This is a genomic window from Pseudoalteromonas sp. GB56, from assembly GCF_054923835.1.
On sequence record NZ_JBPCHK010000001.1, the window covers coordinates 1,160,680 to 1,173,936 of the forward strand.

10 protein-coding genes and 1 pseudogene are annotated in these 13,257 nt (G+C 47.0%); 8 read left to right on the top strand and 3 right to left on the bottom strand.

Features of this window, described 5'->3' with window-relative positions; translation table 11 throughout:
* Window position 1 precedes the first annotated feature (1 nt).
* Complete coding sequence (gene hldE / locus ACH19P_RS05415; protein ID WP_462157499.1) at window positions 2-1,441, top strand: bifunctional D-glycero-beta-D-manno-heptose-7-phosphate kinase/D-glycero-beta-D-manno-heptose 1-phosphate adenylyltransferase HldE; 1,440 nt, start codon at window positions 2-4, stop codon at window positions 1,439-1,441.
* Between the two features lie 16 nt (window positions 1,442-1,457).
* Here the strand turns inward: hldE and ACH19P_RS05420 are convergent, their stop codons facing one another.
* Window positions 1,458-2,210 (bottom strand): 3-deoxy-D-manno-octulosonic acid kinase, encoded by a 753-nt coding sequence (locus tag ACH19P_RS05420; RefSeq protein WP_462157501.1) that lies wholly within the window; start codon window positions 2,208-2,210, stop codon window positions 1,458-1,460.
* Window positions 2,211-2,350: 140 nt separating this feature from the next.
* On the opposite strand from ACH19P_RS05420, the gene ACH19P_RS05425 reads away from it, so the two are divergent.
* From ACH19P_RS05425 to glpG, 6 genes and pseudogenes are all read left to right on the top strand, one after another.
* Window positions 2,351-3,397, top strand: a complete 1,047-nt coding sequence (locus ACH19P_RS05425; RefSeq protein ID WP_462157502.1) for a glycosyltransferase family 9 protein — start codon at window positions 2,351-2,353, stop codon at window positions 3,395-3,397.
* Window positions 3,394-3,945 carry a D-glycero-beta-D-manno-heptose 1,7-bisphosphate 7-phosphatase gene (gene gmhB, locus ACH19P_RS05430; RefSeq protein WP_462157503.1) on the top strand — a complete coding sequence of 184 codons (552 nt, stop codon included), beginning with the start codon at window positions 3,394-3,396 and terminating at the stop codon, window positions 3,943-3,945. The genes ACH19P_RS05425 and gmhB overlap by 4 nt, the downstream gene beginning before the upstream one ends.
* 163 nt (window positions 3,946-4,108) lie before the next feature.
* Window positions 4,109-5,305: a glycine C-acetyltransferase gene (locus ACH19P_RS05435; RefSeq protein WP_462157504.1), complete on the top strand. Its 1,197-nt coding sequence runs from the start codon at window positions 4,109-4,111 to the stop codon at window positions 5,303-5,305.
* Window positions 5,306-5,316: 11 nt separating this feature from the next.
* Window positions 5,317-6,343: pseudogene (gene tdh / locus ACH19P_RS05440) on the top strand (L-threonine 3-dehydrogenase).
* Between the two features lie 68 nt (window positions 6,344-6,411).
* Entirely contained in the window at window positions 6,412-6,729 is a 318-nt protein-coding gene (gene glpE, locus ACH19P_RS05445; RefSeq protein ID WP_462157505.1) for a thiosulfate sulfurtransferase GlpE, read from the top strand.
* A complete protein-coding gene (gene glpG, locus ACH19P_RS05450) occupies window positions 6,726-7,547 on the top strand; it encodes a rhomboid family intramembrane serine protease GlpG (RefSeq protein ID WP_462157506.1) in 822 nt (273 codons plus the stop codon). Before glpE ends, glpG begins: the two co-directional genes overlap by 4 nt.
* Before the next feature lie 34 nt (window positions 7,548-7,581).
* Here glpG and ACH19P_RS05455 read toward each other — a convergent pair whose 3' ends face one another.
* On the bottom strand, window positions 7,582-9,708 hold the full coding sequence (locus ACH19P_RS05455; protein ID WP_462157507.1) for a TonB-dependent siderophore receptor: 2,127 nt from the start codon (window positions 9,706-9,708) through the stop codon (window positions 7,582-7,584).
* A 160-nt stretch (window positions 9,709-9,868) separates the two neighbouring features.
* Entirely contained in the window at window positions 9,869-11,026 is a 1,158-nt protein-coding gene (locus ACH19P_RS05460; RefSeq protein ID WP_462157508.1) for a DcaP family trimeric outer membrane transporter, read from the bottom strand.
* A 263-nt stretch (window positions 11,027-11,289) separates the two neighbouring features.
* Here ACH19P_RS05460 and acs point away from each other — a divergent pair, with 263 nt between their 5' ends.
* Window positions 11,290-13,230 carry an acetate--CoA ligase gene (gene acs, locus ACH19P_RS05465; RefSeq protein WP_462157509.1) on the top strand — a complete coding sequence of 647 codons (1,941 nt, stop codon included), beginning with the start codon at window positions 11,290-11,292 and terminating at the stop codon, window positions 13,228-13,230.
* The last annotated feature ends 27 nt before the right edge of the window (window positions 13,231-13,257 follow it).

Below are 13,257 nucleotides of genomic sequence, written 5' to 3' on the forward strand. Positions count from 1 at the left end.
CATGGACTTAGCGTTACTTAAGAATTTAAATCAAGCTAAAGTGTTGGTGGTTGGCGATGTTATGCTAGACCGCTATTGGCATGGGGACTCAGGTCGTATTTCGCCAGAAGCGCCGGTGCCCGTGGTAAAGGTGAACCAACTGGAAGACAAAGCCGGTGGTGCTGCTAACGTGGCGAAAAACATCGCCCGCTTAGATGGACAGGTTGGTCTACTCGGCTTAATTGGCGAAGATGAAAGCGGACAAACGCTTGAGCGCATTTTAGCCAATGAACATATCGACTCTCAGTTAGTTCATGTTGTCGATTTACCGACTATCGCGAAAATGCGGGTGATCAGCCGTCATCAACAAGTCGTGCGTCTAGACCAAGAAGAGCAATTCTCCAAAGAACACTCCCAATTACTTCTTAACCGGCTAGAGCGCGTTGTTGGTGATTATGACTTCGTGTTGTTTTCTGACTATAACAAAGGCTCACTGACACTGATTGAAGCGATGATTCGCGTTGCTAAAGACGCAGGTAAGACAGTGCTTGTTGACCCTAAATCGCCGCAGCTCAGTCTATACCGTGGTGCCGATTACATTACGCCAAACCTGAATGAATTTAAGCTCGCGGGTGGTGATGCGAGCTCAGAGCAAGCATTGACTGACAGTGCACGCGCACTTATTAAAGAAGCAGGCATTGGTGCGATGCTCCTGACTCGTTCTGAACAAGGCATGTCACTTATTAGTGCATCTGAAAAGCATGACTTTGCGGCACAAGTTCGTGAAGTCAGTGATGTGACAGGGGCTGGCGACACCGTTATCGCTACGTTGACTGTGATGCTCGGAGCAGGAATGACACCAGCCGATGCCGTTGAACTGGCAAACATTGCGGCGGGCATTGCGGTAAGTAAACTCGGTGCCGCGACGGTATCGCCAGAGGAGCTCAGCCGTAAACTGGGTCAATACTTGCGTAAAAATGGCGAACACTACCAAACACCTTTTGAATCAGTGTTGCAACATATTGAATTTGCAAAGCAAAACGGTGAGAAGATCGTATTCACCAACGGCTGTTTTGATATTCTACATGCAGGGCATGTTCGCTATCTCGCGCAAGCAAAAGCGATGGGCGACCGCCTGGTTGTGGGCTTGAACACCGATGATTCAATCGCTCGATTAAAAGGACCTGAGCGTCCGATTAACCCACTTGACGAGCGCGCTATGGTGCTCAGCGCACTTGCTGCGGTTGACTGGGTGATCCCATTTGGTAAAGAAGAAGAGAACGACACGCCGGCTAAGTTAATTGAGCAAATCAGCCCAGATATTTTAGTTAAAGGCGGCGACTATAAAGTGGAAGACATAGCAGGTGCTGACCATGTGTTGCGCCACGGTGGTCAGGTTGAAGTGTTGGAGTTCCTTAATGGTTGCTCCACGTCGAATGTGATCAGTAAAATCCGCTCTTAATACTTCAAAAGGCTTATCAGCAGTTAAGAGCTCGCTGATAAGCTTCTTCTAATTTCTGCCAGTCACTTTCTTGCCAGTGAAAATTAGGCTGTCTGCCTGCTTCTTTCGCAAAGCTGCGTTGTAATCGTTGCATATTTTGTTGCTGCCATCGTGCATTTGGCGCACGAAACTCGCCTCGGTCAAAGTCAATAATGTGCACGTTATCTTGGTTATCAAACAGCACATTGTTGATATTTAAATCTGCGTGATACACACCTGCTTTATGAAAGCGGGCAATGGTTTCACCAATGGTTGTGATGAGGTTTTCAGCCAATGCACCTTCAACTAGGCGTTCACACAGGCTGTTTGCTCCCTCAAGCGCACGAGTAATGATATCGCCTCGGTAAATTAAACCTGAACGCGTTACTAAAGCTGCTATCGGCTCCACGACGGGCAGACCTTGCTGATACAATTCACACATCAGTGAAAACTCTTTGTATACGCGAGTTTGCTCCATGCCGGTATACATGTATTGGTCTTGTAAAACCTTACCAATAAGGCCCCCGCGCCAGTAATGGCGGAGCACTGCTTTTAACTCTTTTTCAGCAAAAAAATAGGCAGTAGCACGACCTGTTTTTTGCGCGAACACCTTGTCTTGCTCAAGCCAATGTTGAGGGTTGAACCAGTTGCCATCGACAGCAAGAGAGGCAAGAGAGTTAGTTTCTTGGGTAAACAAAGTTTGGTTGTTACTGAGGGACGTTAGTTGCATGGAAAACAGTGTGAGTCGCAAGGTGACTCCAGTGTAGCGTTTTTTATACTGGCAATAAACTTATATACTAAGGGCAACACGCCCTGGGCACTTGAACATAACTTGCAATGCGCTGAGGTTGCTTTAACATTTGCACAGTTTTTCACTTAAGGAAGCGCCCAGTGCAACTCAACTCTGTGCAATCGATTTGTATTCTTCGCCTTTCTGCAATTGGTGACGTGTGTCATGCAGTTGCTGCGGTTCAAGCTATTCAGCGTGTTCATCCAAATGCCAAAATTACCTGGGTAATAGGCAAGGTGGAAGCCATGTTACTCGATGGTTTGCCTGGCGTCGAATTTGTTATTTTTGATAAAAAGCAGGGTAAGCAAGCGTTTAAAAACTTACGCGTGCAGTTACAAGGGCAAAAATTCGATGTGCTGCTCAATATGCAGGTGGCATTTCGCGCAGGACTTGCGAGTCGTTGCATTAAAGCCAAGGTAAAAATGGGCTTTGATAAAGCGCGTTCCAAAGAATTGCACAGCTTGTTTATTAATAAACGCATCAATCCTAAATCTGAACCACATGTACTCGAAGGTTTTATGCAGTTTGCTGAGCAGTTGGGCGTGACCGACTTCACACCGCATTGGCAATTGCCTTTGAGCGACAGTGATCATCAAAAAGCGGCGCAGTTGGTCGGTGACGAAGGAGAGCCGTTGTTCGTAATAAGTCCCGCAGCGAGCAAAGCAGTGCGCAATTGGTTGCCAGAGCGCTATGCCCAAGTAGCCGAGCATGCCATAAAACAAGGGTTCAAGGTTGCTATTACCGGTGGCCCAACTGAGATGGAAAAAACACTGGCCGAGCAAATTAGTATGCATTGCCAAGGCGAGGTGTTGAACCTTGTTGGTAAGACGTCACTTAAAGAGCTGACCTGCGTATTAGGCTTAGCGACGGTGGTGCTAGCGCCTGATACGGGTCCTGCACATATGGCCGTGACACAAGGCACACCGGTGATTGGCTTGTACGCGCACTCTAACCCTAAGCGCACGGGCCCATATTTGTTTCAAGATTATGTGGTTGAGGTGTATAACCAAGCGGTTATTGAGCAACACGGTAAACCCGCTGATCAGTTGCCTTGGGGCGTGCGTGCCAAAGGTGAGTTGATGGACAGAATTAGCACAGAAGCCGTTATTGCCATGTTCGATAAAGTAGTAAGAGAACACAGACTATGAGCAACAAAGCCGTTTTCCTCGACCGTGATGGGGTGATCAACGTAGATCATGCCTATGTGTATAAACCACAAGATTTTCAGTTTATTGAAGGCGTATTCGACGCCTGCGCTGAGTTTGTTAAGCAAGGTTATCGCTTGATTGTGGTAACCAACCAATCAGGTATTGCCCGTGGCTATTACAGTGAGGAGCAATTTGCCGAGCTGAGCGAATGGATGACTGCGCAATTTGCAGCACATGATGTCAATATCGACGCTATTTATTACTGTCCACATCATCCGAAAAAAGGTCAGGGCGAGTACTTGCAAAACTGTGATTGTCGCAAACCTGAGCCAGGTATGTTGCAACGAGGTATCGATGCATTTGACTTGGACCCAAGCCAATGTGTCATGGTGGGCGACAAACACGGTGACATGGTGGCAGCTAAACGCTGTAACATTGGCACTAAAATTTTGGTACGCAGTGGCCAAGAATTCAGTGACGAAGCACTGCAAGATGCTGATTTTGTTTGCGACTCTCTCGCAGACGTGCCTAAGTCACTTACATTTTGAATTTTTATTCATATATTTCAATTTATTATGTGAATCTATTTCAACTATAAAAAATGCATTTCTAGCGCGAACCTTTTACAATAGCATTAATTTAGAAGATTACCCTTGGGGCCCGTCCGGTGGCATGTGCCCCTAAATACCTGTTCAAGTATCGGAGACATTTATGAGAGCTTCTGCGTTTTATACTCAGCTGCAAGCGCAAATCGAGCAAGTGAAGGCCGAAGGCCTTTACAAGAGCGAGCGCATTATCACTTCACAGCAACAAGCTGAAATTGAAGTGGCAAGTGGTGACAAAGTTATCAACTTCTGTGCAAACAATTACTTGGGCCTAGCAAATCACCCAGAGCTTATTAAAGCTGCGCAGCAAGGTTTAAGTGACCACGGTTTTGGTGTGGCGTCTGTGCGTTTCATCTGTGGCACACAAGACATTCATAAAACGCTTGAAGCTAAAATCAGTGACTTCTTAAAAACTGAAGACACCATTCTTTACTCATCATGCTTCGATGCCAATGCCGGTTTATTTGAAACTATTCTTGGTGCAGACGATGCAATTATCTCTGACTCATTGAACCACGCATCAATCATTGATGGTGTGCGTCTGTGTAAAGCAAAGCGTTTCCGTTACGCGAATAATGACATGGCGGATCTTGAGCAACAATTGATTGCGGCAACAGAAGCAGGTGCTAAAACAAAGCTAATCGCAACAGATGGCGTGTTCTCAATGGACGGCGTAATTTGTAACCTTGAAGCAGTATGTGACCTTGCCGATAAATACGATGCGTTGGTGATGGTCGATGACTCGCACGCTGTTGGTTTTGTGGGTGAAAATGGCCGTGGTACGCCTGAGTATTGTGGTGTGTTGGACCGTGTAGACATCATCACGGGTACGCTAGGTAAAGCATTGGGTGGCGCATCAGGTGGTTACACGTCAGGGAAAAAAGAAATCGTTGAGTGGTTACGTCAACGTTCACGTCCTTACTTGTTCTCAAACTCGCTTGCACCTTCAATCGTGACGGCATCAATTCGCGTGCTAGAGATGCTGGCTGATGGCAAAGAACTGCGCGACACCTTGTGGTCAAATGCGGCGTATTTCCGCGAGCAAATGGAAGCGGCAGGCTTCACCTGCGCGGGTAAAGACCACGCTATCATCCCAGTTATGCTAGGTGATGCTAAACTTGCAGGACAAATGGCTGACAAGCTACTTGCTGAAGGCATTTACGTGACTGGCTTCTCTTTCCCTGTGGTACCAAAAGGCCAAGCGCGTATTCGTACTCAGATTTCTGCTGCTCACACCAAAGAGCAGCTTGATAAAGCAATTGCAGCCTTTACCCGTATCGGTAAAGAGCTGGGCGTTATTTAAGGAGCGCATTGATGAAAGCATTATCAAAACTTAAGGCTGAAACGGGTATCTGGATGACGGATGCACCAAAGCCTGAAGTGGGTCACAACGATTTATTAATCAAGATCCGTAAAACGGCTATCTGTGGTACCGATGTACACATTTACAAATGGGATGAGTGGGCACAAAACACCATTCCTGTGCCTATGGTTGTTGGCCATGAGTACGTAGGTGAAGTCGTTGATATGGGCCAAGAAGTACGTGGCTTTGAAATTGGCGATCGTGTATCGGGTGAAGGCCATATTACCTGTGGTCACTGCCGTAACTGTCGCGCTGGTCGCGTACACTTGTGTCGCAACACCATAGGTGTGGGTGTTAACCGTGAAGGTAGCTTCGCGGAATACCTTGTTATTCCTGCATTCAACGCGTTTAAGATCGCCAGATAACATTCCTGATGAATTAGCATCAATCTTCGACCCGTTCGGTAACGCTGTGCACACTGCATTATCTTTCGATTTAGTGGGTGAAGATGTGCTGATTACAGGTGCTGGCCCAATCGGTATTATGGCCGCTGCGGTAGCTAAGCATGTGGGTGCACGCAACGTAGTGATCACCGATGTTAACGAGTATCGCTTAGACCTTGCTAAGAAAATGGGCGCAACGCGCGCTGTTAACGTAGCGCAAGAAAGCCTTGAAGATGTTATGAAAGAGCTGGGCATGACAGAAGGCTTTGACGTAGGTCTTGAAATGTCAGGTGTCCCAGTCGCGTTTAACTCAATGCTGAATAACATGAATCATGGCGGTAAAATCGCGATGCTAGGTATTCCTCCTTCAGACATGGCGGTTGATTGGAACCAAGTTATTTTCAAAGGGCTAATCATTAAAGGCATCTATGGCCGTGAAATGTTTGAGACGTGGTACAAAATGGCCAGCTTGATTCAATCAGGCTTAGACATTTCGCCAATCATCACTCATGAATTTAAAATCGATGACTTCCAAGAAGGCTTCGATACTATGCTGAGCGGTCAATCTGGTAAAGTCATTCTAGACTGGGCATAATTGCATTGGCTTAGCATTGTTAAGGCGGCTTAGGCCGCCTTTATTGTTTACACAAGATTCGGAGCATCATGGCTTACAAACATATTTCAGTCGCACAAACCCGTGAGTTATTAGATAACGACAATGTCGTGATTGCGGATATTCGCGACCCTAACTCGTTTGCTGCAGGGCACATACCAAGTGCAGAGCACCTAAGTAACAGCACTATTGGCGAGTTCATGCTGCATAAAGAGTATGACCAACCCATCATCGTAGTGTGTTATCACGGCATTAGTTCGCAAGGCGCCGCAGGCTATTTGGCTGAGCAAGGCTTTGACGATGTTTATTCCATGGACGGTGGTTTTAGTGCATGGGCTACGCAATTTCCTGAATTGGTAGAAAAATGATAGAACTCGGCAGCACCAATAATGTTCGCGCAGCACAAGGATTTGTTGATTACATTGGCACTCAAGGATACCACGGCGCATTAAAAGCGGGTGAAAATGGGCATGTGATCATTGGTGTTGCACCTGAGCACTTTCATCAAGTGCAACCACTGTGGCAAGAGTTCCAGCAACAACCCAATCATCCACGGTATGTGGATGCCGCTTGGGAAAGCGGGCGTACAGATTCAGGCTTGGTCTATGGCGGTCCTAAGCTCAACCTAGTGTCAAGATTTAACCAACTGAGTTTATTGGTTAAAAGTGTGAGTATTGCCAGTATCCTTATCTATGCCTTGTTCTTGTTAGGGCAATTCAGCGATATATTTCCTATTCTGCAATTCAAAGCTAACCAGCCACTTTCTTGGCTAACCCCTTCGATAGTGCACTTTTCCGCAATTCACCTGATTTTCAATGTGCTGTGGTGGGTCACGCTCGGGCCAGCCATTGAAAAACAAACATCTAAACTGACTTTGGTCAGCGTGTTTGTTCTGGGCTCTTTGGCCAGCAGTTGGGCGCAATTCATTATGGTAGGGCCAAATTTCGGCGGTCTTTCGGGCGTAGTTTATGCCTTGGTGGGTTTTTGTTGGATTTACCCAATTCTAGCCAAAACACCCGCGATGATGACCAAAGGTATGATTGGCTTCTTATTGCTGTGGTTAGCGTTTGGCTTTACCGATACTTTCTTTATTCCGATGGCCAATTGGGCTCATTTGGGCGGCCTGCTCAGCGGTATCGTCATTGCTGTGTTTATGGCATTTGGAATCACAAAAAAGGCGACCTAATGGTCGCCTTGTTGCTGGTCAGTATAGTAGGAGATTAAAGCTGCCAGTTCACAGAGAACGCGTAGTTACGTGGCGCACCATAATAGCCTTGCGCCCAGTATAGGCTGTGAATGTACTTTTCATCGGTGGCGTTGTTGACGTTGAAGGTTGCACTGACATTGTCAGTAAACTGATACGTGGCCACTAAATCAAGTAATCCATAAGCACTTTGTTTGGTTGTAGTGGGGATCGTACCGTTACTCTGGTCGCGAGTTGTTTCAGCCTGCCAGCGGTAGTTTGCACCTAAGCTCAAACCATCAAAGAAAGGTACTTGATAATTCAGCGCTACCTTCACTTGATCTTCGGGCGTGTAGTCGCGCACTAATTTACCGTCAGCGGCGTCATCACCCGCTTCAATATCTACGTGGCTGTAACTGAAGCTTGCACTTAAGTCTTGTGTTAAACGACCACTTAATTCAAGTTCATAGCCGTCGCTGTTGATCCCTTCTGCAGCGTAATAAACCGTGTTATCAGGTGTCGATAAGGCCGTGTCTGCCAGAGCAATGCCCACTTGTCGCGCGTCAAATAACGCAACTGTTGCAAACAGCTGACCGTCTAACAATTCAGCTTTGAAACCAATCTCTTTGCTTTCACCTGTGATTGGGTCGAGCGCTTTTCCTGTTTGGTCTTGCTCTGATTGAGGAGCGAAGGTTTCTGTGTAGCTTGCATACACTGAGTAGTTATCAGTAAAGTCATACACAGCACCAACGTAAGGTACAAACTCTTCTGCGCTGTTTACTTTCGAGGCGCCATAAGCGGAACCAACAGATTCCCAATCGGTATAGCGACCACCCACCAATACCGCGAGAGGGTCGATAATCTTAAAGCGCGCTTGCGCGTAGGCAGAGCGTTGGTCCGCTTCTACTACTGAGCCATTTAAGCCATCTTCCAAGGTTGGGATTGGTGCACTGCCGTCAAAGTCTTCTAATGGCGGCATCGCTGGGAAGCCGTTACCTGTGGTGAAGTCATACAATGACTTATCTTGGTAGTTTAAATCAGCACTGCTGACACCAAAGCTCAGGTTGTGCGTTTTCCCGAACAGAGAAAAGTCACCCGTTGCGTACACATCAAACAAGTTTTGTTGGTCTTTGTAATCATATTCACTGGCATAGCCCGTTAAGCCTAGGCCTGTTTCTGCACTCGGTGTGCCGTACACGTAGAACAGTTCAGAGTCTTGCTCGTTAGTCATGTAAGCGTAGCGAGCACGCACAAACCATGATGTGCCAAGGCTTTGTTCTAGCTCAACAAACACGTGTTCGTTGTCATTATTCCAGTAGGACCAATCCGCTGCGGTGCTGGTAGACACATCGAAGTCAGTTGCTGTGCCATCATCATAGAACAAGGGCAATGCACCCCATAACGGACTGTCAGCATCTTTTGCTTGGCGTACATAGTTTATTGATAGCTTAGTCGTATCTGTGAGTTGGCCCTCATAGGCGAGGTAGCCCAGAGTCAAATCAGTGGCGTAGCGGTCTAAGTATGAATCTGCCTTTTGCTTTGTAATAACTGCACGCACTGCATGCTTGTCGTTAATAGCCCCAGACACATCGGCTTCAATGCGTTTCTTGCCCCACGAACCCACAGATGCTGATGCACTTGCCTGCGTTGTGTAAGTCGGTTTTTTCAAAACCATGTTCACGGTTGCAGCAGGGTTGCCTGCGCCTGTCATGATGCCGTTTGCACCACGAACAATCTCTATACGGTCATAAATTGAAGTATCTAATGTGCCGTGTACATCGCCACGCTCTTGTGGAATGCCGAGTCCATCAATTTGGAAATTGGTGATATCGAACCCTCGGGCTTTGAAATAGGTGCGGTCTGTTTCGATTTGCTCAACTGTTACACCGGGGGTTGATTCGAGTACGGCGTTAATATCGTCCAGTGAGAAATCGTCCATCATGGCGCGTGACACAACCGAGATAGATTGAGGGGTTTCCTTGATGGTGATACCTAGCTTGCTTGCTGAAGCGGCTTGTTCAGTAATATAGTTTTTGTGGTGCTGACCGTATACAGCAACACGCTCAATTTCAGCGTCTTGTGACTCTTCAGCAAGAGCTTGTTGGCTCAATACCACACCACAAAGAATAGCAATTTTAGAAAGAGGGAAATGTTTGATAGACATTGATTTTACACACTGATTGAAAATTTCCTACATGCTAATCTAAATGATAATAGTTTTCAATAAGGTTTTATCTTAAAGGTGTTATTCCTTCCTCTTCACAAAAAAACCGCACCCAAGGTGCGGTTTTATATTGTTATTGGAATTAACTGCGTTGCTGTATTTAGAACGCGTATTTAGCTGAGAATTGCAGTCTGTCTAAATCACCGTCAGCGCCATTTTCCGCTTCACGTTCAGCGTGCTTGAATTCCACGCCAAAGGTCATTTTCTTCACCGGAGAGTACAACAAGTTCGCACTGTAACTCACGCTACTCTTTGTGGGGTTACCACTAAAAGCGAGTAGATCAGTGTTGTTGTCGGCTTCAAAGAATGAATACAAGAAGGTTGAACGGAATTGCTCACTCCAGTGATGCTGATAACCAATAAAGCCTGACGTCGAGTCAATCGCATCTAGGCTTGAGCCGTCGTATACAGCGCCGTGTGCTACGTTTAAGCCAACATAACGGCCAAGGCCTTTACCTTGAGTCAGCATGAATTTGATGTTGTCTTTGCCTAGGTTAACCTTACCGGAGACACTGACACCGAAAGAGGTTTCATCTTCGTCCGCGCCACCTTGCTTGTAAGTGAGCTGTCGAGCTAAACCTGTTACAACAATCTGACCCCAGTCAGCGCTGAAGTTATAGCGCGCGGTGAAGTCCGGCATGCTCGCATCATCGGTTTCTACACGCGCCCCGTTAACAGTGATTGTACTTTCTGGGTTTTCTACTGAAAACGCCCAGTTGCCTACGCTGTAGCGAGCCTGTGCCTGTCGAGCAAACACGGTGCCCTCAGCAGGGCCAACGAAGTCTAAGGTTTCCGGCAAAGCGCCCACGTTCTGGAAGTTTGACCAAGCTTGACCGAATAGCCAACCATCATAGGTGATGTAGGCTTGTCGAATACGTGGTGAGTAAGAGTTCGTAACGCGCTCGTTACCACCAATCGAAGCAATGAAGTCTAGTTCGATGTTGGTTTTGACTGTTTTGCCATTATCTAATTTTGTACTGGTGCCGAAGTTAAAGCGCGATTGACGAGCGTGCATGTCAAAAACTGCATCGCTGTCGGCATCATCACCGACAGGCGTTGTACTCGGTACGTAAAAGTCGCGGCCAATACTGTCCCCAGAAATAGTGCCGGCGGAGAAGTCACTCCACATAGCATCGAGTTTGACGTAACCGCCGTAGCTTACGTCTGTATTGCCGATAGTCGCAGCCTGTGCGCTGGCTGTCGCGGCACACACTGCTGTCGCCACTAATGTTTTTGTTATCAATTTGCGTGTTGTCATAATCTTGTCCTGTTCCAAGCTAGCTTTGAAAACATGGTCGTTGATGACTTTTTGGGCAATTATCTATTGGTCGTACGACTAAGGTATAGGAGGGTGCCAACAAGAGGATGAATAGAAGTAAAAATGAATGAAAATTGACCGTGTAAATGGCGACAAATACAGCGCAGAACACGGATTCTATACTAAGGTCTAATACTGTAAGACGTGCCCGTGAGTAATGCTGTGGGCAAGCCACTAGGCAACAAAAAAAGATGGAGACGCACATGTCACAGAGCATTTATCCGGTTTTTGAAAATATCAAAGACAACGCATTAGTCGATAACGAAAAATACAAAGCACTTTATGAGAAGTCGATTCAAGATCCTGAGGGTTTTTGGAAAGAACACGGACAACGTCTAGATTGGTACACGCCTTACACCAAAGTGAAAAATACCTCCTTCGATAAAGGCCACATCAGTATTAAATGGTTTGAAGATGGCAAACTCAATGCCTCTTACAACTGTATCGATCGCCACTTGAAAGACAAAGCGGATAAAACAGCGCTTATTTGGGAAGGCGATAATCCTGCACAGAGTGAGCACATCAGCTATCAACAGGTTCATGATGAAGTGTGTAAACTTGCCAATGGTCTGCGCAAACTGGGCGTTAAAAAAGGCGATCGTGTTGCTATTTATATGCCGATGACGCCGCAAGCTGTTTATGCGATGCAGGCATGTGCACGTATTGGCGCTGTTCATTCAGTGGTATTTGGTGGCTTCTCGCCTTCAGCGATTGCCGATCGTATTAACGACAGCGGTGCCAAAGTGGTGATCACCTCAGATGAAGGCCGCCGTGGCGGCAACTGTGTACCGCTCAAAGCGAATGTAGACGAAGCTGTGCGTCAAGACAGCGTAACAACGATTGAGCACGTTATTGTGCACCAACTCACCGGTGGCGACGTGGAGTGGAACGACCACGACGTATGGTGGCATGAATTAGTAGCTGATTTGCCTGCTCATTGTGAGCCAGAGGTGATGGATGCTGAGGATCCACTGTTTATTCTTTACACCTCGGGTTCGACGGGCAAGCCCAAGGGGGTCGTGCACTCCACCGGTGGTTATTTAGTTTACAGCTCTATGACGCATGAGTATGTATTTGATTTACATGACGATGATATATATTGGTGTAGTGCTGATGTGGGTTGGATCACGGGCCACAGCTACATCGCTTATGGACCAATGGTAAACGGTTGTACGCAAGTTATTTTTGAAGGTGTGCCGACCTACCCAAGTGCGGGGCGTATGGGCGAAATCGTTGATAAACACAAAGTCACCATTCTTTATACGGCACCGACTGCGATTCGTGCATTGATGGCCAAAGGTGATGAGCCAACTGCCACCTCTAAGCGTGAAACTCTTCGCGTGCTCGGTTCAGTGGGTGAGCCAATTAACCCAGAAGCATGGGCATGGTATTTCGAGCAAATCGGTAATAACAAGTGCCCAATCGTGGATACGTGGTGGCAAACGGAAACCGGCGGCATCATGATCACACCATTGCCGGGTGCAACGGACATGAAACCGGGTTCAGCAACGCGACCTTTCTTTGGTATAGCACCAGCGCTATTTGATGCTGAAGGTAACACCTTAGAAGGCGAAACAGATGGCAACCTCGTCATTCTTGATAGCTGGCCTTCGCAAGCACGCACTGTGTATGGCGACCATGACCGTTTCGAGCAAACTTATTTCTCTGCTTACCCTGGTGTTTACTTCACAGGTGACGGTTGTCGTCGCGATGAAGATGGCTACTACTGGATCACGGGTCGTGTAGACGATGTATTAAACGTTTCAGGTCACCGTTTGGGCACCGCTGAAATTGAAAGTGCTCTGGTTGCACACGAGGCGGTCGCTGAAGCGGCGGTTGTAGGTTATCCGCACGACATTAAAGGCCAAGGCATTTATGTTTACATCACACCAAACGATGGTGTGGTAGTGAGCGATGAGCTCACCAAGGAAGTGCGTAACTGGGTGCGCAAAGAGCTAAGCCCAATCGCATCGCCAGACATGATACAGTGGTCACCGGGTTTACCGAAAACGCGTTCGGGTAAAATCATGCGCCGTATTTTACGTAAGATCGCAGCAAATGAGCACCAACAACTTGGCGATACGTCTACCTTGGCCGATCCAAGCGTGGTTGATGAGCTTATTGAAAACCGCTTGAATCGTTAATTAGGCGTTAAGAGCTTGATTATCGAA

Excerpts from the sequence above, each read along its gene's own strand:
- hldE (WP_462157499.1), top strand. The coding sequence starts at position 2 with ATGGACTTAGCGTTACTTAAGAATTTAAATCAAGCTAAAGTGTTGGTG.
- gmhB (WP_462157503.1), top strand. The coding sequence starts at position 3,394 with ATGAGCAACAAAGCCGTTTTCCTCGACCGTGATGGGGTGATCAACGTA.
- ACH19P_RS05435 (WP_462157504.1), top strand. The coding sequence starts at position 4,109 with ATGAGAGCTTCTGCGTTTTATACTCAGCTGCAAGCGCAAATCGAGCAA.
- glpE (WP_462157505.1), top strand. The coding sequence starts at position 6,412 with ATGGCTTACAAACATATTTCAGTCGCACAAACCCGTGAGTTATTAGAT.
- glpG (WP_462157506.1), top strand. The coding sequence starts at position 6,726 with ATGATAGAACTCGGCAGCACCAATAATGTTCGCGCAGCACAAGGATTT.
- ACH19P_RS05455 (WP_462157507.1), bottom strand. The coding sequence starts at position 9,708 with ATGTCTATCAAACATTTCCCTCTTTCTAAAATTGCTATTCTTTGTGGT.
- ACH19P_RS05460 (WP_462157508.1), bottom strand. The coding sequence starts at position 11,026 with ATGACAACACGCAAATTGATAACAAAAACATTAGTGGCGACAGCAGTG.
- acs (WP_462157509.1), top strand. The coding sequence starts at position 11,290 with ATGTCACAGAGCATTTATCCGGTTTTTGAAAATATCAAAGACAACGCA.